This window comes from Deltaproteobacteria bacterium, assembly GCA_016709225.1.
Lineage (GTDB): Bacteria > Myxococcota_A > Polyangia > Nannocystales > Nannocystaceae > Xiheibacterium > Xiheibacterium phototrophicum.
On sequence record JADJEE010000001.1, the window covers coordinates 44109 to 65928 of the forward strand.

General features: G+C 71.1%; 18 protein-coding genes. 10 read left to right on the forward strand and 8 right to left on the reverse strand.

What is annotated here, in order from left to right:
• Positions 1-48: 48 nt before the first annotated feature.
• The 3 genes from IPH07_00175 to IPH07_00185 are packed head-to-tail and all read right to left on the reverse strand — an operon-like array spanning position 49 to position 4408.
• Positions 49-1641: a GMC family oxidoreductase gene (locus IPH07_00175; protein ID MBK6915790.1), complete on the reverse strand. Its 1593-nt coding sequence runs from the start codon at positions 1639-1641 to the stop codon at positions 49-51.
• Positions 1638-3254, reverse strand: a complete 1617-nt coding sequence (locus tag IPH07_00180) for an aldehyde dehydrogenase family protein (GenBank protein ID MBK6915791.1) — start codon at positions 3252-3254, stop codon at positions 1638-1640. Before IPH07_00180 ends, IPH07_00175 begins: the two co-directional genes overlap by 4 nt.
• The gene (locus tag IPH07_00185; GenBank protein MBK6915792.1) at positions 3251-4408 is read right to left on the reverse strand and encodes a Rieske 2Fe-2S domain-containing protein; all 1158 of its coding nucleotides are present in this window, start codon (positions 4406-4408) and stop codon (positions 3251-3253) included. The genes IPH07_00180 and IPH07_00185 overlap by 4 nt, the downstream gene beginning before the upstream one ends.
• Before the next feature lie 113 nt (positions 4409-4521).
• Between IPH07_00185 and IPH07_00190 the strand changes: the two genes are divergently transcribed.
• The 4 genes from IPH07_00190 (at position 4522) to IPH07_00205 (ending at position 6873) form a co-directional block, all read left to right on the forward strand.
• Positions 4522-5193: a TetR/AcrR family transcriptional regulator gene (locus IPH07_00190; GenBank protein ID MBK6915793.1), complete on the forward strand. Its 672-nt coding sequence runs from the start codon at positions 4522-4524 to the stop codon at positions 5191-5193.
• Positions 5194-5316: 123 nt separating this feature from the next.
• Positions 5317-5814 (forward strand): hypothetical protein, encoded by a 498-nt coding sequence (locus IPH07_00195; GenBank protein MBK6915794.1) that lies wholly within the window; start codon positions 5317-5319, stop codon positions 5812-5814.
• A gap of 93 nt (positions 5815-5907) precedes the next feature.
• A complete protein-coding gene (locus tag IPH07_00200) occupies positions 5908-6132 on the forward strand; it encodes a hypothetical protein (GenBank protein ID MBK6915795.1) in 225 nt (74 codons plus the stop codon).
• Between the two features lie 51 nt (positions 6133-6183).
• Entirely contained in the window at positions 6184-6873 is a 690-nt protein-coding gene (locus tag IPH07_00205; GenBank protein MBK6915796.1) for a molybdopterin-dependent oxidoreductase, read from the forward strand.
• Positions 6874-6971: 98 nt separating this feature from the next.
• Here IPH07_00205 and IPH07_00210 read toward each other — a convergent pair whose 3' ends face one another.
• From IPH07_00210 to IPH07_00225, 4 genes are read right to left on the reverse strand one after another with little or no spacing between them, the layout of a single operon-like run.
• Positions 6972-8045 (reverse strand): hypothetical protein, encoded by a 1074-nt coding sequence (locus IPH07_00210; GenBank protein ID MBK6915797.1) that lies wholly within the window; start codon positions 8043-8045, stop codon positions 6972-6974.
• 37 nt (positions 8046-8082) lie between these two features.
• Positions 8083-8895 carry a hypothetical protein gene (locus tag IPH07_00215; protein ID MBK6915798.1) on the reverse strand — a complete coding sequence of 271 codons (813 nt, stop codon included), beginning with the start codon at positions 8893-8895 and terminating at the stop codon, positions 8083-8085.
• Positions 8892-9464 carry an RNA polymerase sigma factor gene (locus IPH07_00220; GenBank protein ID MBK6915799.1) on the reverse strand — a complete coding sequence of 191 codons (573 nt, stop codon included), beginning with the start codon at positions 9462-9464 and terminating at the stop codon, positions 8892-8894. Before IPH07_00220 ends, IPH07_00215 begins: the two co-directional genes overlap by 4 nt.
• On the reverse strand, positions 9461-10474 hold the full coding sequence (locus IPH07_00225; protein MBK6915800.1) for a hypothetical protein: 1014 nt from the start codon (positions 10472-10474) through the stop codon (positions 9461-9463). The genes IPH07_00220 and IPH07_00225 overlap by 4 nt, the downstream gene beginning before the upstream one ends.
• 173 nt (positions 10475-10647) lie before the next feature.
• Between IPH07_00225 and IPH07_00230 the strand changes: the two genes are divergently transcribed.
• The 3 genes from IPH07_00230 (at position 10648) to IPH07_00240 (ending at position 15018) form a co-directional block, all read left to right on the forward strand.
• Positions 10648-11997: a hypothetical protein gene (locus IPH07_00230; GenBank protein MBK6915801.1), complete on the forward strand. Its 1350-nt coding sequence runs from the start codon at positions 10648-10650 to the stop codon at positions 11995-11997.
• 35 nt (positions 11998-12032) lie between these two features.
• Entirely contained in the window at positions 12033-13412 is a 1380-nt protein-coding gene (locus tag IPH07_00235) for a hypothetical protein (protein ID MBK6915802.1), read from the forward strand.
• Between the two features lie 169 nt (positions 13413-13581).
• The gene (locus IPH07_00240) at positions 13582-15018 is read left to right on the forward strand and encodes a DUF1565 domain-containing protein (protein MBK6915803.1); all 1437 of its coding nucleotides are present in this window, start codon (positions 13582-13584) and stop codon (positions 15016-15018) included.
• Positions 15019-15044: 26 nt separating this feature from the next.
• Here IPH07_00240 and IPH07_00245 read toward each other — a convergent pair whose 3' ends face one another.
• Positions 15045-15719 (reverse strand): hypothetical protein, encoded by a 675-nt coding sequence (locus tag IPH07_00245; GenBank protein ID MBK6915804.1) that lies wholly within the window; start codon positions 15717-15719, stop codon positions 15045-15047.
• Between the two features lie 234 nt (positions 15720-15953).
• Here IPH07_00245 and IPH07_00250 point away from each other — a divergent pair, with 234 nt between their 5' ends.
• The 3 genes from IPH07_00250 to IPH07_00260 all read left to right on the forward strand — a co-directional run bounded on the left by IPH07_00250 (position 15954) and on the right by IPH07_00260 (position 21614).
• Entirely contained in the window at positions 15954-17144 is a 1191-nt protein-coding gene (locus IPH07_00250) for a hypothetical protein (GenBank protein MBK6915805.1), read from the forward strand.
• A gap of 52 nt (positions 17145-17196) precedes the next feature.
• The gene (locus IPH07_00255; protein MBK6915806.1) at positions 17197-18324 is read left to right on the forward strand and encodes a hypothetical protein; all 1128 of its coding nucleotides are present in this window, start codon (positions 17197-17199) and stop codon (positions 18322-18324) included.
• A 170-nt stretch (positions 18325-18494) separates the two neighbouring features.
• Positions 18495-21614, forward strand: a complete 3120-nt coding sequence (locus tag IPH07_00260; protein ID MBK6915807.1) for a hypothetical protein — start codon at positions 18495-18497, stop codon at positions 21612-21614.
• Positions 21615-21820: the final 206 nt, after the last annotated feature.

A 21820-nucleotide genomic window follows, 5' to 3' on the forward strand; every position in this document is an offset into this window, starting at 1 on the left:
CGGGGGGCCGCCGTCGCATCACGCCGCGGCAAGGGCCGCGTCCTGCGGCTACCCGCGCTCGTCGAGGCAGTAGCCCGCGGCGCGGTAGCCCACCAGCATGCTCGGGGCGTTCATCGCCGACACCGGGGTGAACGGCACCGCCGAGGCATCGGCGATGCGTACCCCGGTCACGCCGCGCAGTCGCAGTCGCGTGTCGACGGCCGCCGAAGGCGACTCGCCCATGCGTGCGGTGCCGGCGAAGTGGTACGTCGTGATCGCATTCTTGCCGACCCACTTCGCCAGCGCCTCGCGGCTCTGATTCCACGCGCCCGGCATCAACTCCTGGCTGCGCCAGGCCCCGAGGCCACCGGCCTTGCTGAGGCGCCGTGCGAACGCGATGCCGTCGACCATCGTGTCCATGTCTTCGGGGTCCGAGAAGTACGCCGGATCGACGACCACCGGGGTCCGCGGATCGCCGCTGCCCAGGCGTACGCTGCCGCGGCTCTTGGGCTTGCCGAGGATCACCACGATGCCGTAGAGGTGCTCGACGATGCGGTTGGTCGCACCGATGCCGAACGCGAGGTCGAGGCCCGAGCGGATCGCCTGCTTGAGCGGGCCGTCGTACATCGACGCCGGCAACACCTTGCCCGGCAGCATGCGCTGCATGGCCTGCTTCATGGCGCTCGGGGCGGGCCAGAACACGTAACAGGTGTCGCTCTGGCCCGGCGGCAGGTCGGCCTGCGGACGCGTGCGATAGAAGCTGTACAGCTGCGGGTACTGACAATCGACCAGACCGCGCGACACGAAGAAGAGCGGCACATTGGGGTGGTCGTGCAGGTTCTGTCCGATCGCGGCGGCGGTGTGCACCGGCGAAATGCCGGCCGCGCGCAGCGCCTGATCGGGGCCGATGCCGGAGAGCATCAGCAGCTTGGGGGTCTCGAGCGCGCCGGCGCACAGCACCACCTCGCGGTCGACCTCGACGCGGGCGTTCACGCCGTCGTGCTCGTACTCGACCGCGACCGCCCGCTTGCGCTCGTCGAACACGATGCGGTGCACGCGGGCGCCGTTGCGGAACACCAGGTTGTCGCGCGGGCCCGGCTCCTTCACGAACGCGACGTACGAGCTGCGGCGGTCGCCGCCCTCGTAGGTCATCCACTCGTAGCCGACGACGTTCGAGAGCATGCCGTCGTTGAGATCCTCGCGGCGCTCCATGCCGCACGCGACCGCGGCCGAGATGCAGGCCTCGGTCCAGCGGGTCGGCGCGCGTCGACGCGGACGCAGGCGCGCCTCGAGCCGCTCGAAGTCCGGCACCACGTCGTCCCAGCGCCAGCCCTGCGGCCACTCGGCGTAGTCCTGCTTGGCGCCGCGGGTGTAGACCATGCCGTTGACCGAGCCACTACCACCCGACACCGAGCCGGTGCCGACGAAGAAGCGCTGACCCTCGCTGTGCCGCTGCGGCACCGTGAAACGCTCCCACATCACGCGGTCGTTCGCGAACGCGTACTTGTAGCCGTCGGCCGACAGCGTCTCGGGATAGGCCTCGGCCGCGGGGCCGGCCTCGAGCACGAGGACCTTCGCGTCGCTCTCGTGCGCCAGTCGCCCGGCCACCACACATCCCGCCGAGCCACCGCCCAGCACCACGTAGTCGAAGCGCTCGTTCACGGCTGTGCCTGCTTGCCCGACTTGCGGCCGAACGCGCCGCGGATGAGCTCGACCGCCGCGCCCACGCGCTGGCGCAGGCTGCGGCCGTAGAGCAGCTTCACGACGCCGAGCATGCGATCGAAATCGCCGTCGGCGACCGGGAACACCTTGCTCGGGAAGTGAACCGGGAAGCGATCGTCGAGCACCGCCTTGACGTTGCAGAACGAGCGCAGGCCGTCGCGGCCGTTCATGCGCCCGAAGCCCGACTGCTTCACGCCGCCGAAGGTCAGATCCTGGGCCATGTACGTCACGCCGCCGAAGTCGTTGATCGCGGTCATGCCGGCCTGCAGGCGCGACGCGATGCGACGCGCCTTGGCGTGGTCGCGGCTGAACACCGCCGAGCCCAGCGCGAAGCCGGTGCCGTTGGCGACCGCGACCGCCTCGTGCTCGTCGCGCACGCGCGACAGCAGCATCACGGGCCCGAAGGTCTCCTGCTGCATGATGTCCATCTCGGGCGTGACGTCGGCCAGCACCGTCGGGGCGAAGAAATCGCCCTGCTCGGCGAGCACGCGCTTGCCCCCGGCGAGCACGCGCGCGCCCTTGGCAACCGCGTCGTCGACCAGGCGCTCGACGATGCCGAGCTGCAGCGGGGTCACCATCGCGCCGACGTCGACCACGCCCTGCTTGGGGTCGCCCTGGACCAGGCTGCGGGCCAGCGCGCCGACGGTGTCGGCGAAGCGGTCGTAGACCGTGTCGAACACCAGGATGCGCTCGCAGGCGACGCAGTTCTGGCCGGCGTTGATGAAGCAGCCGGCCATCGCGGCGTGGGCGGCCTGCTCGATGTGCGCGTCGTCGCAGACGATGAGCGGATCCTTGCCGCCGAGCTCGAGCGTCACCGGGATCAGCGCCTTGGCGGCCGACGCCAGCACCCGCTGGCCGTTGTGCACCGAGCCGATGAAGATGAGCGAATCGATGCCGTTCTCGATCAGCGCCTGGCCGGTCTCGCCGTAGCCCTGCACCAGCTGCACGAGCTCGGGCGAGCAGCCCTCGGCCCGCAGCGCGTCGCGGGCGATCTCCACCACGCGCTCGGCCGACCACGCCACCCACTCCGAGGGCTTGATCACCACTGCGTTGCCGGCCATGAGCGCCGGCACCAGCGGGTTCAAGATGTTCTGCAGCGGATAGTTCCACGGGATGATCGCGCCGACGACCCCGAGCGGGTGGAACTCGAGGCGCGCCCGCTTGTGCACGAGCACGCCCGAGCTCACCGGCTCCGGTGACAGCCACTTCTCGCCGTTGGCGATGGTCCAGCGCAGCTTCTCGAGCACCGGCCAGATCTCGCCGACCAGCGCGTTCTCGCGGGTCTTGCCGGCGTCCTTCACGACCACGTCGACCAGCTCGTGCGCGTGCGACAGCAGGTGGTCGATCATGCGTCCGAGCACCGCGCGGCGCTTGGCGAAGTCGGTCTCGGCCCAGCCGATCTGCGCGGCGCGGGCCCGCTCGATGGCGGCCTTCACCTGCTCGGGCGTGTCGACCGGCACGGTGCCCAGCGGCGCCCGGGCGGCGGGATCGAAGCAACGGATCGTGCGGCCGTCGGCGGCACGGATGTCGACGACGTTGTCGGCGGCGCTCATCGGATCAACTCCCTGGCCGGGACCACGTTGCCGCAGCCCGCTTCGGCCCCCGCGTGTGCCCTCGGCGCACGGGTGGCCAGATGTTCTTCCCACTTGCGAATCGTCAGGTCCTGGAACGCCTTCACCACCGGCGAGAGCTCGGGCGCGGGCTTGTCCCAGAACTGCTCCCAACCGCGCTGTTCGTGGCCGATGACCCACACGTCCTGGCCCAACAATGGCTGCAGCGTCAGCACGCGTTGCGCCCGCATCATCCGACTGACCAACCAATAGGGCAGTTTCCAGCCGAGCTTGGGGACGCGGATCACGTCGGGGCGGAGATAGAAGATGAAGATGTGTCGATTGTTGCTGCCGTCCCACGGCAACGTGAAGAGGAAGTGCTTGATGCGATTGTCCGTATTCGACCAGTGATACGGGTAGTCGTAGCAAGCCAGCATGTGATCGCAGCCCGACTCGGACCGATCGATGAACCAATCCTGCAATCGGCCGGCGGCGATCTTCGAGCGGTACTCGAGCTCGACGCGATCACCGACGGTCTCGCACCGCAGTAGATCGGTGCCCGCGAAGGGCTGGTACTTGCGATGGAGGAATCCGTGCGTGAAATCCGAGACGTTCTCGAGCAACATCGAGAAGTGGCCCGGTGAATCGAATTGCACGAAGGCGTGGGGCCAGGGCCGGTCGCCCTCGAGCTCGGGAATCGAGGGGATGTCGCGGGTGGTGGCGAGCGCCGGGTCGCCCGGGAACACGAAGATGAGGCCGTAACGCTCGCGCACCGGCACCGAATCGATGCGGATGTTGGGTGCCTTGTGCCCGAACAGGTCGTGGGGGATCTCGGCCTTGCCCTCGCCGTCGTAGGACCAGCCGTGGTACGGGCACACCAGCCGGCAGCCGACCACCTGGCCCTCTGTGAGCTTGACGTGGCGGTGGGCGCAGCGGTTCTCGACCGCGCGCAGGCGGCCGTCGTCGCCGCGGAAGACCGCGATGGAGCGGCCGAGGAACTTCACCTCGGTGTGTGCGCCGGGCAACAAGTGCTTGCTCTGCAGCGCCGCGTACCAGTAGTTGGGATCGAGGCCCGACGCGCGCGCCTTCTGGCGGCGGTTCTTGGCGTGCTCGAAGTCCGGTGGTGGGGCGGAGGCGTGACCGCTGAAGTGGTCCATGGTGCTCGTGCTCCTGGGCCCGAAGTGGGCCCGTCCAGGCCTGATTCGACGCCGCGTCAGCGGGGCAGAATCTGGATTCTGGAACGGGAATCTCGTATTCTGCTCGCCAGACCGTGTCAAGCTCGGCTCGCAACGAGGCCTCCGATGGGCGTGCCCGCATGCTGCAGGCCCGTCGGGAGCTCTACCGCTCGGCGCTCGTGGAGGCCGCCGAGGTCGAGTTCGCGGCGGCGGGGTACGACGGCGTGAAGGTGCAGTCGATCGCGCGGCGGGCGGGCGTCTCCCTGGCCACCTTCTACGCGGCGTTCCCCGGCAAGTGGGAGGTCTTTCGCGCGGTGCAGGAGGATCGTCTCGCGATCCTGATGCGCGAGGTCGGCACCGCGGTGATGGCCGCGCGCACCAGCTTCGATCGCCTGCGCCTCGGCATCGAGGGCTACCTGCGCTTCCACATCGAGCACCCGAACTTCCTGAAGATGCAGCTTCGCGAGCACGTGCCGTGGGGCACCACCGACGAGCTGCGCACGCCCGAGCAGACCCGCGCCTGGGAGGCCGGGCTGCAGATGCTCATCGCGGGCTTTCGCAGCGGCATGGCCGAGGGCCTGCTCGAGCCCGACGACCCCGAGCTGTGTGCCCGCACCGCGACCGCGATGAGCCAGGTGCGATTGGTGCGGTGGATCGACCGCGGGATGGCGGACGACGTCGAATCGGTCGTGGGGGCCGCGATGCGGCAGTTCGTGCGGACGTTCGTGCGATTGGAACGGCAGGCCGACGTGCTGGTCGGGCTGTAGCTGGGGCGCGCGTGGTCGCGCGCCCGGTGGACGAGCGCCGCTGAGGACGCCGCGTGTTCGTGGTACGTCGGCGGCGTGCGTCGGGGGCGGACGACGGTTGCTGCGAATGGCTGGGGATCCGGCTTGGTGCTGGCGATCGCCTGCGGGTGTTCGCCGGCGGATGGATCGTTGCCGGTGGTGGCGCGGGGGCGGTATGTGGAGATCGCGACGCTGCGCGACGAGCCGATCTGCGGCGGGACGGCGGCGTACTTCGACCGCTTCATCGAATCCGGCATGGCGCTCTTGGGCGAAGAGCCACCGGATCGACGGTTCGTTCGATTCGAGTGGCTGATGCCACCTGCGGAACAGCTCTCGGTCACTGGTGTCGGACGAACGCGGTGTGTCTCTGGGGGATCGCTCATCACCAGCGATGATTCGCTCGTGCACGAGCACGAGTTGGCACACGCGATCCATGGGACTGCGCTTCCGAGCACGAACGGATTACTGCAAGAGGGTTTCGCGATTCTCTTGGATTCGAAGCGCATCTACCGGGACATGGTGTGGCCGGAAGGTGAGTCGATCGATCGTGTAGTCTCGGAGGTTCCGTTCAGCTACGACGACTACCCGCTGGCGTGGTTGTGATCCCCGGGGTCGGCGATACCTTCCGCGTCAACGGGCGCGCGACCATCACCACCGATCGCGACCTGCTCGCGCCCTTGTGCGGTCGAGGGCAAGGTGCCGGCGCTCGGGATCCTCGTGGACATCGAGGCCGCGTTCACCCACTGCTCCAAGGCGTCGATCGGCGCGTCGCTGTGGGACCCGGCGGGCTTCGTCGAGCGTGCAATCTTGCCGAGCAGCGGCGAGATCTTGCAGCTGCTGCAGGCCGACCCGGCGTTCGATGCCGCGAAGTACGACGAGGAGCGAGCCGCCCGCTACGCGCGGCGCGAGGGCTTCTACTGAGATTGCGGCCGGCGGCGGTAGCATCGGCCGGTCGTGACTCGTCTCCCGCGCATGACCGAGCTCCCTCCCGGGCAGCGCGAGCGCCCCGACTTCCCGCGCTTCGGGCTGACGCCGTTCGCGGAGCGATTCCCGGCCTCGATCGACGCGCCGCGGCTGCGGATCTCGGGTGACGTCGAGGTACCGCTCGCGCTCGACGACGCGATGGCGGGCCTCGAGCGGGTGACGCAGGTCTCGGATTTCCACTGCGTGACGACGTGGACGCGGCGCTCACTCGCGTGGTCCGGCGTGCGCTTCGCGGAGTTCTTCGAGCGCATCGTGGTGCCGCAGGCCCAGCCGGCCGCGGACGCCACCTTCGTCGTGCTGCGCGCGCAAGACGGCGCGCGCACCAGCCTGCCGCTCGAGGACCTGCTCGCCGACGACGTGCTCTTGGCCGATCGCCTCGATGGTGCGCCGCTGTCGGTCGAGCACGGCGCGCCGCTGCGCCTGGTGGCGCCGGCACACTACGGCTACAAGAGCGTGAAGCACCTCGATCGGATCGAGTTCTGGCGCAGCGACGCCAACTATCGACCCTTCGGCCTGCGCTTCATGGTGCATCCGCGGGCGCGCGTGGCCCTCGAGGAGCGCGGGCAGTGGGTGCCGGGGTGGTTGCTGCGGCGGCTTTATCGGCCGCTCATCGCATCGACGGTCGCGCGCTTCGAGCGGGCGATGGCGCAGCGACAGGGCGCCCGCGCGAAGCCGTAGCGCCGCGCCCACGCGCACCGTCATACCGGGCGGTGGGTCCTTGGGGATCACCAACGCCAACGCCGATGCCTTCGACGTCACGCACGCGGCCCCGCACCTCAGCCCTGCGGGCCGGTGGCCACGCAGGTCGATGTGCCGGCGCCGACGATCGGAGTCGGGGTCGCGTCGACGATGACATCGAGCGAGAGGTCGCCGTCGTAGTCGTAGCGGCTGACCTTCGAGACGCCCGGCGTCGTGTCGGAGCCCGTGAAGAAGTAGAAGTCGCCGCCCCAGAAGGCGACCGCCCACGCGTTGGTCAGCTCGAGGCCGTCGAGCGCGACGGTCTCGATCGGTGCGCCGGTGGCCTTGTCGTACTCGACCAGCTTGGCCGGCGCGGCGCCGCCGAACGCGAACAGGCGCCCATCGCCGGTGCCGGTGAGCTCGGCGCGGCCGTAGTCGGTCGCGGCGAGCTCGACCAGGCGCATGGTGTCGAAGTCCATGCGCGCGAGGTCACCGATCGCGTCGCCCTCTTCGTCCTCGGTGCGGTAGCTGTGCAGGAACAGGTCCTCGCAGGGCTCGCCTTCGACCGCTTCATCGCGGGTCACGAACGCGGTGCCGTAGTTGCCGAGCCCCAGCTCGCCGGGGGTGGTGCCGTTGATGTCCCAGCCGAACAGACCGAAGCCGTCGGCGTACTCGCACTCGCCGCCTTGGTTGATGTCGAGCGAGCACAGCGCCATCGTGCCAGGCAAGACGCCCGGCGCGAGGTTGCGCTGCACCCACGCGCGACCCGAGCGCGACACCGCGATCGAGTAGGGCATCACGACCGGGTCGCCGGTCTCGTCCATGATCGTGGGCACCAGGGTCTCGAACGCGAGGCTCTCGGGATCGAACGACAGCAGGTCCCCGCCCGCCGACAACAGTAGGATGAGGTCCGTATGCGGCGCGCACTCGCAGGTGCCGGGCGGCAGCATCGGCAGGTCGAACGCACCGACGTCGAAGTTCGGCGCCGCGGTGGTCTCGACGCCCTCGTCGTCGCTGGTGGTGCTGCCAGTGCTCGTCGAACCGCCGCTGCTGCTGCTGGTGCTGGCGACGGCGGTGGTGCTGCCGTCGGCGAAGGTGTCGCCGCTGAGCGAAGCGAAGCCGTCGTCACCGACCACACCGGCGGTCGGTGAGCACGCGACGGCGAAGAGCACGAGAAGGGTGGCAGCGCGCGACATCGAAACGGTGGCGTCAGTGGGGAGCATCGCCGGTGTCGAGTGCATCGGCGTTCGAATCCTTCGCGCCACAGCTCGTGCGCAGACGCTCGACGTAGGGCGAGCGCGGGTGCGAAGAAAGGTAGCGATCGAGCGCCGCGCGACCACGGATCGGATCCTCGGCGCACACCACCAGGATGCGGGTCGCCTCGCGCTCGCCCGCGAGCTTGCCGTCGGCGAAGCGCTGCTCGTGCTCGTCGAGCGCTGCGCGTGCACCCGCGGCATCGTCCCGCGCGATCGCTTGCTGGGCGCGGCGCAGCAGCGCGAGCTCTTCCTTGAGGGTCGCGCCGTCGACGGGCGCGGCGGCGGCGGGCTCGAGGGTCGCGCGGCGCGGCGCGGCGCGGCGCGGGCTCGCCTCGGGACTCGGGTCCACGGCGGGAGCGGGCGTCGCACTCGATGGTGCCGGCGACGCTGCCGCCGCTGCCTGCGTTGGCACCTCGGCGTTCGTCCGTGCCGCGAGCGGTGGCGCCGCGATCGTGCGCGCGGGCTCCTCGGGAGCCTCGACGTTCTCGACGCGGCTGGGCGCGGCCGTCGAGGTCACCTCGTCGCCGCGTGCCGCCACGCCCGCCCACGTGCCCGCGATGGCGAGGCCACCAACGATCACCCACCCTCGCAGACGTGCGAGGCGCGAAGCGCTGCCGGGCCCGGTATCGAGCGGCGCGGGCTCGGCGAGCCGCGCCTGGATCCCCGCGAGCATCGCATCCGCGGCCCCCACGGGCGGCGAGTGCTCGCCGCGAAAGTCCGCGAGCATCTGCTTTGCCTTCGAACCGAGCTCGCCATCGACGCTCATGGTGCCCCCGCGTCGAGTGACTCGACGAAACGATCGAAGCGCTGCCGCGCGGTGCGGAGGCGCGAGTACACGGTGTTGAGCGCGGCGCCGGTGGCCTCGGCCACCTCGGGCGCCGAGAGTCCCTCGACGTCGACGAGCACGAGCGTGGTTGCGAAGGGCTCACCGAGCTCGGCGAGGAACGTCTCGACGCTCGCCGCGGCCTGGCGCCGCTCGAGCTCGCGATCGGGTTGGGCCAGCGGACTCGGCTCGGCCTGTACCCACGCGTCCTCACGTGCACGACGACGCTCACTCGAGCGGCGCCAGTTCGCCGCGAGCCCGCGCGCGATGCCGAACAGCCACGCGCGTGGCTGCGCCAGCGAGGGGAGCTCGGGCAGCTTGCGTCCGGCGATCACGAAGACCTCCTGCGTGGCGTCATCGAGTGACGACGGCGGGATCCCGAGGTGTCGAACCATGCGCCACACGAACGGATGGTGGGTGCGAAACAGCTCGGTCAACGTCGGCACGCCGGCGACATCGGCGGTGACGGGCGAAGCGAGCGCAGTGGCGGCGTCGGGCACCGAGCTCGTCATGTGCGGCCTCGGCCGGATCCGTCGCGGGGCCGGAGCTTTTTTCGCGAAAGCCCACTGCGCGGGCTCGGAAGGCGCATCTGCAGCCCCATGGCGAGCTCGGCGGCGGCGGCGGGCGTGCGGTAGAGATCGGCGCCGACCGTCAGTCGGAAGCCGGGTCGCACCACGTTGGCGAGCAGGCCCGCGCGCGCCGTGACCGCGAGCGCGGGGTGCACCCACCACTCGAAGCCCAGGCCGATCACCGCGGCGACCCACGGCTCATGGCTCGTGCGCGCGTGCGCGACGTCGCGTGCACGGCCCCGCATCACGCCCGCGTCGGCGCCACCGCACGCGGCGAGTGCGATGCGCCGCCCCGGCGCGACGATGCAGCCGCGCGCACCGACGGCGCCGGTGGTGGCGTCGAGTCGCAGCCGTCGATCGCCGTCGCCGAGCGCAACGGTGCGAGGTAGATCGCTGCTGCCCTGCGCCCATGCGCGCCAGCGTCGAGCGCCGATCCCGACGCCGAGCGCGAGCACCGGTCCGAAGCTGGGCGCGACGCCCCAACGCACGCCGATCGTGAGCGGCACGATCGCGTGTCGTCGTGCGGGTGAGGGCGCGACCGCTGCGACCTCGGCGGGTGGCTTCGCGGGGACCGGAAGCGGCGGCGGCGAGACCACCGATGCCACGGGTGGTGCAGGGGGCGGCGGTGCCTCGACGACGTCGATCGCGTCGATCGCCAGCGCGAGCTTGAGCCCGACCACCTCGGCGAGCACCCCACAGTCGTCGTCCTCGACGGCGAAGTGCTCGGCGCCGCTGCCAGCCTCGAGCTCGAGCTCGAGTCGAAAGCCACCCGTGGCCTCGCTCGGCACGATGGTCGCGCGCGCGCGCAGCACGGCGTCGTCGGCCGCGAGCTCGCGCCCCAGGTACGCGCGGGCGTGGGCCTCGACGTCGGCGCGGGTCGGGCACGCTGCGGGCGCGGTCCACTCGAGCGGCAGCTCGGCCGCGACGACGAACAGGAGCGCACCGGCGATCACGGGGCGCGGATGATGCCGGATCCGCGGGCGCGAGTGTGCGCGCGCAAGGCCCGAGCCGCGCCGGCCATGGTCGGTCGCCGCGGCGACCTTCACCCCGCGTGCGTGAGCGAGCCGACGGGCCCCCCGGAGGCGGAGCGAGACGGACGCGGTCGAGCACGCACACCAAGCGGGCAATGAAGACGAACGCCCTCCTGGCCGCCTCGATCCTCGTCGCCTGCGAACCCGTCGGCGACGCCGCCGGTGATGCCGGCGAGCACGCGCAGCGCGACGTCCACCCCTTCTTCCTGCCCACCGGCGAGCCCGACAACACCAGCGCGCCGACCGTCGTGGTCGATCGCGACGGCGCGACCCATGCGGTCTATCCCGCGTACGCCGGCGGCGATGCCTACTACGCCTACTGCGGCGCGGGCTGTGCCGGCACCGACGACGTCGAGGTCGTGCGACTGCCCACCGACACCACGGTGGCGAACGCGATGATCGCCCTGCACGCCGACGGTCGACCCCAGGTGCTGCTGTCGACGTTCGCGAGTGTGATCCACGCCACCTGCACGGGCGACTGCACCGAGGCGAGCGCGTGGACCACGAGCGAGATCTTGAAGCACGACAACGAGCGCGAGGTCACCGGCGAAGCGTTCGCGCTCGATCCCGCCGGCCATCCGCGGTTCTTGATGCACACCTACGTGGCGTATCTCGGCATCGGCCAGGACACCCCCGCGACGTGGTACGTCGGCTGTGACGACGCTTGCACGGATCCGGCGAGCTGGAACGCGGTCCAGATCAGCGATCAGATCTGGCGCTCGTCGCAGCTCGAGATCGACGCCGACGGCCACGCCCGCGTCGCCACCGTGGCGATGGTCGCCGACCCCGCGGGGACCGTCGACATGGGCGCGTACGCCGAGTGCCTCGACGACTGTGACGACCCGGCGAGCTGGCACGCGCAGTCGATCTACCCCGCGTTCTCGAGCGAGACCGACGCGGTGTCGATCGCCCCGAGCATCGCGTTGGCGACCACCGAGTCGGGGGCGCCCCGCATCGTCCTGCTCGGCGAGGACGAGTCGGGCCACCGCAACCTCGTGTACACCAGCTGCGACGACGACTGCGCCACCGCGCAGTGGAACGGCACCATCCTGAGCGACGACGACGAGCTGGGCCCCGGTGTCGACCTCGCGCTCGATGCCGACGACCACCCGCGCTTCGTCTACACCTTGGACTACAACATCGCGATCGCGAGCTGCGACGACGAGCCGTGCAACGCCGCCGAGGCGGAGTGGACGAGCGATGCCGTCGAGTCGGGCAGCGAGATGAAGCCCGACGAGATCTTCCTGTGGGAGAACTGCAACGTCGGCGCATGGTTCCTGCACAGCCCGTCGCTGGCGCTGACGCCCGGCGGAGCGCCGCGTGTCGGCTACCAGGCCCGCGACATCAGCGGTGGTTGGAGCAACCCCGATCCCACCAAGCCCGCCTGCCAGGCGGGGACGGACATGACTTGGAGCCGCATGGCGACCATGCCGGCGATGAAGTGAACCCCTCGCGCGCCCACGAAAGAAAGACCACGACCATGCGTACCTCTACGATCCTGTGCCTGTTGTGCTCCCTCGCGTTGCCTGCCTGCAGTGACCCGCCCGACGAAGGCGGCGAGGCCGGCAGCACCTCCGACGACGACGACGGCTCGAGCTCCGACTCCGGCGACGTGCTGCAGTGCCCGGCGCAGACCGGCCCAGGCGTTCGACACGCCGAGAACATCGACGTCGACACCGTGTGGCGCGCCGAGGATGGCCCGCATTTCGTCGACGCGAGCCTCGCGATTCGATCGGGTGCGACCCTCGAGATCGAGCCGTGCGCGGTGGTGCGGCTCGCCGCCGACGTCGAGCTCGACGTGGCGTTCCCGGGTACGCCCAACAGCGGTCATCTCGTCGCCGAGGGCACCGTCGATCGACCGATTCGCTTCGAGCCCGCCGGTCCTGCGCCGTGGGGCCGCATCTTCATCGCGGCGCCCGGCGACGCACGCCTCGCGTACGTCACGTTGACCGGCGGCGGCGCGACCGATCCGTCTGGCGCAACCATCGCGGCGGCGGGCACCGGCACGCTGCCGCTCGCGCAGGGCCTGTTCGTCGACCACGTCACGATCGAGGACTCCGCCGGCGCTGGGGTCTCGCTGATGCGCAAGACCGCGTTCGCGCCGGGCTCGACCGCGCTGGTCGTGCGCGACTGTGGATCCGACGCGCACCCGTTCCCGCTCGAGCTCGACGAGCACGCGCTCGACTCGCTCCCCGAGGGTTCGTTCACCGGCAACGCCATCGACGAGATCTTCGTCGACCCCCTCGATCCCCTGCAGGTGTCTGGCACGATCCACGACCGCGGCGTGCCGTATCGCGTCGGCAACGCGAGCAACGATCGTCTGGTGGTCGGCGGGGGCGACCGCATCGCGCCGCCCGTGCTGCTGACGATCGAGCCAGGCGTCACGCTGCGGTTCTTCCCCGGCACGGAGTTCGCGGTCGAGTTCGCCACCGGCGACTTCGCGGCCACGGGCGCGCTGTCGGCCGTCGGCACCAGCGAGCGACCGATCGTGTTCACCTCCGCCGCCTTGGCCCCTGCACCCGGTGACTGGGTCGGTCTGTGGTTCGGGGGCGTGGTCGACCCGCGCACCGCGATCGCCCACGCGCGCATCGAGTACACCGGCGCCGACTGTGGCTGCATCCTGCTCAGCTGCAGCGACATCGATGCCTACGAGGGCGCCGTGATCATGACCCAGCCGCCGCCGAACGCGTTCGTGACCGACACCGTCATCGCCCACGCTGCGGGTCACGGGTTCGTGCTCGGCTACGAAGGCGCCGCGGTCGACTTTGGTGTCACCAACGACTTCGAGGACGTGGCCGGCTGCGCGATGACGCTGCCGCGACCGGGTTCGTGCCCGGATCCGCTGCCCGCGTGCGAGTGAGCGCACCCGCGCCGTGGGGCGTGGTCACGCCATGCGCGTGGCCACGCCCACGACGGACACCACGGCCGCAGGTTGCATGCCTGCGTGAAGCGTTCTCGCACCACGGCGCCCGTCGATGAGCTGGGGCCAGCGTCTTGCGGCCCGCGGCGCCGCGGAGTAGGTCGTGTGGATGCGTCTCGACCTGCTGCGAACATCCGTCGTTCCGCTCGTGCTGCTCGCGCCCGCGTGTGGTGACGGCGGTGGGGGATCGGGCTCCGCGAGTGATGACGCCACCGGCGGCGCCACCCATGCGGGCACGTCGGGCGAGGGGCCGACGACCGCGGGCAACACCGGCTCGACCGGCACCGCGTCGCTCGACAGCTCCGCCGACGGCGGGAGCAGCAACGACGCAGGGAGCTCCGGTGCGCTCGACACGACGGCGACGGCGACGGCGGGTAGCGACAGCGGCGGCAGCGACACCACCGGCGACACCACCGGTGGCATCGGCGGCGAGCCCAACGTGCTGTACGTCCACCCAGGCGGCAGCAACGGCGATCCCGGCACCATCGAGGCGCCGATGCGCACGATCCAGTGGGCGATCGCGCGGGCGGTCGAGCAGGGCGGCATCGACACCATTCGCGTGGCGCAGGGCGACTACGCCTATGACTACGGCAACGACGACCACGTCGTGGTCGCCGATGGCGTCTCGCTCGTCGGCGGCTACGCGAGCGACTGGAGCGCCCGAGATCCGTGGCAGTACGTCACCCGCCTGGTCGACGAGAGCCAGTTCATCGGATCGACCGAGGACGTGCCGCATCGCGCGATCGAGGTGCCGCAGGACGTCGCGGCCGACACCGTCATCGACGGCTTCGAGGTCGGCGTCGCCGTGGGCCAGTTCCGTGCCGGCATCCTCGTGTTCGGCGATGCCACGATCCGCAACTGCAGGCTCTTGCCGACCATCGCGTTCGAGTCCGTCAGCACCGTCGGGGTGCGGATCCTCGGTGGCGACCCGACGTTGGTGTCGAATCGCTTCGCCTTCGACGTCGAGGAGGCCCAGGGTGTCGCGGTCGGCATCGACGCCGAGGACAGCGATGGTGTCTTCGCCGGCAATGTGATCGACATGACCAGTGGCGGCAGCTTCCAATACGGCGTGCGGCTGTCGCTGGGCGCGCCGCAGATCGTCGCCAACAGCATCTGGCTCGAGTCATCGACCAACGAGGTCGGCGTCTGGTTGCAGTCGGCGACCCCGGTCATCGACAACAACCTCATCGAGGCCGAGGACTTCGACGGCGTGTGCGTGTGGTCGGTGGGTGGCGCGTCGGTGCCGACCGCGATGCGCAACAACCTGCTCGACTGCTACTACACGATGTTCGGCAGCGACCCCCTGCGCAACTGGCAGACGGTGATGGAGCTCGAGAATTCCCTCATCGGGGCCACCGACAACGTCAAGCTGCAGGCGCTGGTCACCGACCCGCAGCAGGACATGGCGCTGGCGGCCAGCGCCCCCTGCACCGTGACGCAGGGCGGACGCGACGTCTCGGCCGACGTGCCCGAGGACATTGACGGCGTGCAGCGGACCGCGCCGCTGTCGATCTGCGCCCACGAGTGGGACGCTGGCTGTCAGTGACGCGGGTTGGCCCGAGTGGTGGGGCTTCAGAAGAACTGGTTCGGATCCCCCCACTGACTCCAGAGCAGCTGGCCTGAGAACTTCTCGATGAGGCATCCGCGATCCGTGACACGCATGCGCGCGTCCCCGGCGTAGCCCGAGGTCGAGGTCAACACGCGGAAGCTCGGGTCGCACATGAAGAACACACCGCCGAGCAAGATGCCGTAGGTCGCTGGCACACGATCGGCGCTCAGCTGCTTCGGGGCGGGGGCCGCCTGCCAGAACTGAAGGCCGCTCGCCTGGTCCAGCGTGAGGTAGTGGTTCCTGCTCGGCGTGAACAGCTTCGTGTCGTTGCTTGAGATCAGGCCCTCGCCGTCGCGGATCTCCGATCCCTGCAGGTTCGGGGCGGACGGGGCTGTGTTCGGCAGCGGCTCCACCAGCAGCGAGCTGGGGTGGGTCACGGCGTGCTGCGCGTCGATGCGAACTGTCGCACCCGGCGCGTGGGCGCCCGACTTCGGCTGCTGGATCTCATGGCGCGGGTCGTCGTTGATGCGGATGGCGAGCTTGGTGTCGCGGAACGACGGCGCGTTCGGATCTTTCTCGTGCCGATGCAGGTGAGCCGGCGGGATCGTGAACTTGCGCGCGTGCACCCAGTAGACGGTGTCGTCGTCGTTGTAGGTGTAGACGGTCACGCTGTCGTTGGAGTCGTTGATGAGGATCATGGGCTACCTCGGTTCGGTCGCGAATCGTGTCGCGTGCAGTGGTCCATCAGCAGCGCGGTGCGGCTGGGGCAGCGGCTCGTTCGGTGGGGCTGCCCATTGGCATCGTGTGGTGCGCGGCCATTTCGATCCCCGTCGCGGTGATTCGGCCTCGGACGGTTCGTTCGGACGCCGGAAGTCGCCGACGCGCCCCGGGATGCTCGACGCGTCACCGGGATCGCGCGTACGCTCGCGCCGATGGTTCGATCGTCTGCTCTCACGTCGTGCTCCTTCGTCGTCGCTGCGCTGCTGGGTACCGTGCTCATGTCCCGGCCGGGCCACGCGGCGAGCTGGGGTAGCTTCGACGGCACGCGCATCGCCTACGCCACCGGCACGCTCGACGGTGACGCGCACGATGGTCTGCGTGAGGCGATCGCGAGTCACGGCGACGTCGTCGCGGCCGCGACCGGCACGCTCACGGCCGAGTACCTCGACGGGGTCGACGTCTTCTACACCGCGATGCTGAGCGACGGCACCGGCCCCACCGCGGGCGACCCCGGCAGCTTGTCGGGGGCCGAGCTCGCGGCCCTGCAGGCGTGGCTCGACGGCGGCGGCACGCTGGTGCTCACCATCGACGCGAACGGTCTCGACGGCCCGTGGGACACCGTCTACGACACCTGGGCGGCGCCGTTCGGGGTCGGCGAGCTTGCGTGGTCGTTCGGGCCCTCCGACGGCATGCCGACCGCCGAGCATCCCATCACCTTCGGCGTCGGGCAGTACGCGTTCGACAGTCCGACGACCTTCTCGGTGCCCGCGGAGGCCGAAGTCATCGGCACTAGCCTCGGCACCGATCCCTTCCTCGCGGTGCTCGAGCCCGCATCCGGCTACGTCGACGGCGGTCGCATCCTCGTGATCGGCGATCACAACGCGCTGACCGACAGCTACCTCGGCGACGCCGACAACGCCGTGCTGGCAGCGAACCTGGTGGTGTGGGCCGCGGGGCAGTGCGGCAACGGCAGCGTCGAGCGCACCGAGGCGTGCGACGACGGCAACGTGGCCGCCGGCGATGGCTGCGATCCGCTTTGTCAGGACGAGGGCGGTGGCGACAGCTCTGGCACGGGCGGTGACGGCAGCGGCTCGTCGGAAGGTGGCGGTTCGAGCAGCGGCGACGCGGGCGGTTCGAGCAGCACCGCGGGCGCAGGCGAGAGCACCGGTGCGTCCGCGACCGACGCGAGCGCGAGTGCGAGCGCGAGCGCGAGTGCCGGCAGCTCGGAGGGCGGCGGTGCGGCGTCCGAGACCGCGGCCGACGATTCGACCGGCACCGCCGCGCAGCAAGACGACGGTGGTGGCTGCAGCTGTCGATCGAGGGGCGGCGGGCAAGCGCCCGCGTGGCTGCTGGTCGTCGCGCCCATCGTGCTCGGTCGCCGTCGTCGCAGCCGCATGCGCTGAGCTGCTACGATCGGTGACGGTGACGGTTCGCGGGCGACGAGCACGATGCAGATTGGCGGCCACGCGGTCGCGCGGCTGCACGCGGGCGATCGCCGCGCTGGTGTGGCTCGACGTCGCGTGTCACCACGCGCTGGTGCCCGCGCCCACGCCCGCGCCGACGGGCGCCACTGCGCCCGAGCTCGTGCCGCGCAACCGCTGTGGTCGCGACTTCGAGGCGCTGCGGCGCATCGTCGAGCACGGCTACGCTGGCTGGGACGACAAGTGCGAGCGCCTGGGCGCGATTCACATCGACGGTGCGACGGCCCACGTGGCCGCGCGCGCCGCAGCGATCGGCGACGACGAGGCCGAGGCCTGCACCGCTGCGTTGCGGCCGTGGCTCGCGATGTTCGAGGATGGCGACCTCTCGTTGCTCGAGGTCGGCGAGCGCCCCGTGCACGGCGACGACGCGGCGGTCGGGCGCGACGCGGTACAGTTCGTGCCGATCTCGGCGCGCACGGTGGTGTTGCGGGTGCCGAGCTTCGAGGACCCCGCGCCGATCGCTGCGTTGGTCGAGGCCCATCGCCTCGAGATCCGTCGGGCCGAGCGGCTGGTGCTCGATCTGCGCGGCAACGCCGGCGGCCCCGCGGCCGCATGGGCGCCGCTGATGGCGTTCGCGCAGTCGCTGCCGTACACGGTCGTCGGGTTCGATGTCCGCGTCAGCGAGGACAACGCGGCCGCATGGGCGCGCGCCGCCGACGAGCTGCCCGCCGACGCGGCCGACGGTGCTGCGCGGCTGCGGGCGGTGGCGATGCGCATGCGCAGGGCGAGCGGCCCGTGGCTCGAGCTCACGCCCGATCGGGTCGAGACCCGCGCCATCGTGCGGCTGCCGCGGTACGTCGACATCGTGCACGACGGCGCCTGCGCCCGCGCGTGCGAGCAGTTCGTGCTCGAGGCCAGCGCGAGCGACAAGGTCACGACCTTCGGCTCGCACACCGCCGGCGTACTCGACTACGCCGACGTGCGCGCCGCGACGCTGCCCTCGGGCGTGCGCGTGCTGACGTGGCCGACCAGCCGCTCGCGACGACTGCCGAGCGCGCCGGTCGACGGCGTCGGGCTGCTGCCCGAGGTGGCGATCGAGCCTGCGGCGCTGCGATCCCTCGACGCCGACGGGCTCGCCCGCCGCGTCGCGGCGCCGCGGTAGCCACGCCCGGCGGGGGTGGTCATCGCGTGCCGCCCGTGTGGCGCCGTCGAAGTGCCCGGCTCGGGCAAAGCGGGCGCCAGTTGGGCACCGCCGCCCCCGCCGCGTGCGCTCCGAAGCCAGCGATCGCGGCCTTGCCACGTTGGCGCACCGCGTGCACCGTGCGGCCCGGAATGCAGCGACCGAGCGGAGTGCCCGAGGGTGCGATCTGGAACGCGAGCGACGAGCGTTGGGTGGTCGGTGACCCGAAGGGGTCCGGCACGGTCGAGACGTACCGAGACGATGGTCGCATCGCGGCCCGCTGGCACTGCATCGACGGCGTGATGCACGGGGAGTACGTGCGCTTCCACGACGACGGCAGCGTCTCGCAGCGCGGCCAACTCGAGCGCGGGCGCATGGTCGGGGTCGCGTCGGCGTTTCGAGCCCGTGACGCCTCGAGCGAGCCGTTCCCCGACGTGCCCGCCGCGGTGGTCCGCATCGACACCACCTACGACGACGGCGAGGCGGTCGGCATCGCGATGTTCGATGCCGACGGCACCGAGCTCGCGCCCGAGGCCGTGGCGTTCCTCGAGCGCATGGACGAGGTCCGCGAGGCGCACGAGGCCGAGCCATCCGAGCCGTGGACGCCGACGCTCGCGACCCCGCCGCGCCCGGATGGGGTGCCCGCGGATGCCGAGTTCGCCCACGCCGACTCGTACCATGCGCGCTGGGAGCACGGCGATCGCATCGACGGCGAGAAGCACGGCGTGTGGCGCTACTGGGCGTTGAATGGCGCGCTGGTGATGGAGACCGCGCTCGAGCGCGGGCGCGTGTCGTGGTCGAAGACCTATCGCGAGGGTGGTCGCATCGCCACGCACCTGCGGGTCGTCGACGGCGGCGCGAGCCTGTACGAAGCCTTCGCACCGGACGGCACGCTGGCGTACGCCATTCGCTACGGCACCGACGATGTGCTGGAGATCGGCGCCGACGACATCCTCGAAGAGCGGATCTTCCAACGCGACGGGCAGCTGCGACGCGCGATGCTGCGTGCGACCGACGACGCGGGCGAACGAACGCTGCGGGAGTACGGCCCGGGGGAACGCCTGGTGTTCGAGAACGTCGCGGTCGCCGGCGGTCGCGAGCTCCGCTTCCACGACGACGGTCGCCACGTACTCACGGTGTTTGCGGCCGACGAGCCGAGCCGATCGTCGGCGACCGTGCACGGGGCCACCGAACGCACGATGTCGATCGACGCCTCCGGCATCGACGCGGACATCGGATCGCGCGAGGCCTTCAGGTTCCTCCCTGGTCGCCTGTTCGGCGCGGTGGTTGCGGACCTGCCGCGACCGGAACCCGTGCGGGCATTCGTCGCGGCGCATCCGTGGGCCGAGGCCGTCGACCCACGCTCACCGGTGCCGCACACCAACGTCGCCAACGCCATGACCATCCTGACGTCGGATCTGCCCTACGCGTACGGCTTTGGCTTGGTGGCGTTGGGCAACTTGATGGCGCCCGAGCAGCTGCGACAAGCGGCGCCGGTGCTGCTGGCGCTGCGCGAACAATCGCCCCATGCGGCGGCGCTGGTCGACTGGCTCGCGCATGCGCTCGGTGAGGCGGAGCCACCCGAGCACGCCGACGATGGCGGCATCGATCTCGCCGCGATGGCAGCTTCGGAGGTGGCGGCGCTGCGGTCGGTCGCTGCCCGCGTGCGCGCGGCGGGCGATCCCAATCGCGTGCTCGATGCGCTCGAGGACCCGGATGCCACCGTCGTGCTCACTGCGCTCGGCGCGTTGATCGACGCCGAGGTGACCGATGAGCGCGTCGCCGCGGCGGTGCGTCGCATCGCCGCCGCGCCGCTGCCTCCCGGTGAGGATCCCGCCGATGTGCGCGACGTCGTGGCCCGTGCGGCCGCGGCCGTGCAAGAGGCGGGTCTGTTCGCGCAGCTGCTCGGGTGGTTTCGTGACGGCGCCGACGACCTCGCCGCGCCCTTGCTCGCGCTCGCACGCGCACCGGGCGTGGACCGCACTGCGGTCGCGGAGTTCTTGCGTCTGTTCGCGCAGCGACACCAGGGGCTGCAGGCGCCCCTCGCCGAAGGCCTTGGACTCCCGTCGCTGGTCCTCGAGCTCGCCGACGCGGTCGCCCGCGAGGGCACAGGCGTGCTGCCCGAGGCCGGTGGCGAGTTCCCGATCGGACGCGTGACGCTGCCCAGCGGCACGCTCGTCGTCACCGACATGGGCGCGATGGGGCAGTGGAGTCACGAGAACCCGCACTTTGCGGACGTCTCCGGTAGCACCTGGGCCGGCGCGATGGGGGCCACCCGCGGCGATTACTTCGACATGCGTGTGCTCGGGCGCGACGCCACCGCGGCGCTGGCGTCGTTCGTGCGTGCGCACGGCACCGACTACATCTTCGACGTCAACGCGCCGCAGTCGAAGAAGGGCATCGCGCAGTTCAGGGCGCACGCGCAGGAGCACGGGTTCGATGCCCGCCTCGAGCCCGCGGCGGTGCGCATGGGCCATGGCCAGCGCCTGCGCTTGCTCGCCGAGGCTGGCCTCGACCACGGGGAGTTCTCGTTCGCCCACGTCAACGTGACCGCCGTCTACGGGCTCCCCACGGACCGCCCCCTGACGGTCGTGGGCCGACGCGACGACGACGACTGCTGGCAGTACATCTCGTTGGTGTGTCGGCCCACCGTGCCGGTCGCCAGCGAGACGATCGGTCGCGCCGCCGTGGAGGAAGCGCGGCTCATGTTCGCCGATGGCGAGGCGCTCGCGGCGTGGGACCACGAGCGCCCGTTGGATGGACGCGTCGACCTCGTGTTCTGGGGCGGACGGGAGGACGAGTTCGCCGAGCGGTTCGGCCTCGATGACCGGGGCGGCACCGTCGGCTGGACCGACGTCGCGGCGGCCGGCCTGCCCCCGGGCTGGATCGAACTGCTCGACGCCGCGGCGCAGTCGCGGCAGCTGGTGATGGAGATCCGGCCCCACTCCAGCCACCACGCGATCCTCCGGCACGCATGGGCCAATGACCTCGGCGTCGGCTCGGCCGAGATCGGCGGCGCGTGGATGTGCGGCTTCTTCACCTCCGTCGGCGACGGAGCGTTCCCGGTCGTCGTCGAGCGCGACGCCGACGGGCAGGTCTGCCGCGTGACCGTACAGATCGCCGGCGACGAGGACGAGGACGACGAGGACGAGGACGACGACGAGGGCGACGACGAGGGCGACGACGAGGGCGACGACGACGACGGCGAGGGCGACGACGAGGACGACGGCGACGACGACGAGGACGACGAGGACGACGACGACGACGCGTGAGGCGGGCGCGAGCGCGTGGGGTCGGCGGCCCCACGGACTGGCTCGTGGCATCCGGCGGTCCGCCGATGGTGCAGGCGCCGCGAACCTGCGAGGATCGCACGCATGCGCGCCCGTGGTCGTGTCCGCCGCTGGTCTTCGACGCTTGCGTTCGGCCTCGCCTGCGCGTCGTCCGATGGCTCCGCGAACGCCCCCGCTGGGCAGGTGCC

Bases quoted from the DNA above. Each gene is read 5' to 3' on its own strand.
- IPH07_00220 (MBK6915799.1), bottom strand. From the start codon at position 9,464: ATGACGAGCTCGGTGCCCGACGCCGCCACTGCGCTCGCTTCGCCCGTC.
- IPH07_00235 (MBK6915802.1), top strand. From the start codon at position 12,033: ATGCGTACCTCTACGATCCTGTGCCTGTTGTGCTCCCTCGCGTTGCCT.
- IPH07_00250 (MBK6915805.1), top strand. From the start codon at position 15,954: ATGGTTCGATCGTCTGCTCTCACGTCGTGCTCCTTCGTCGTCGCTGCG.
- IPH07_00205 (MBK6915796.1), top strand. From the start codon at position 6,184: ATGACCGAGCTCCCTCCCGGGCAGCGCGAGCGCCCCGACTTCCCGCGC.
- IPH07_00230 (MBK6915801.1), top strand. From the start codon at position 10,648: ATGAAGACGAACGCCCTCCTGGCCGCCTCGATCCTCGTCGCCTGCGAA.
- IPH07_00240 (MBK6915803.1), top strand. From the start codon at position 13,582: ATGCGTCTCGACCTGCTGCGAACATCCGTCGTTCCGCTCGTGCTGCTC.
- IPH07_00215 (MBK6915798.1), bottom strand. From the start codon at position 8,895: ATGAGCGTCGATGGCGAGCTCGGTTCGAAGGCAAAGCAGATGCTCGCG.
- IPH07_00245 (MBK6915804.1), bottom strand. From the start codon at position 15,719: ATGATCCTCATCAACGACTCCAACGACAGCGTGACCGTCTACACCTAC.
- IPH07_00260 (MBK6915807.1), top strand. From the start codon at position 18,495: ATGCAGCGACCGAGCGGAGTGCCCGAGGGTGCGATCTGGAACGCGAGC.
- IPH07_00185 (MBK6915792.1), bottom strand. From the start codon at position 4,408: ATGGACCACTTCAGCGGTCACGCCTCCGCCCCACCACCGGACTTCGAG.
- IPH07_00180 (MBK6915791.1), bottom strand. From the start codon at position 3,254: ATGAGCGCCGCCGACAACGTCGTCGACATCCGTGCCGCCGACGGCCGC.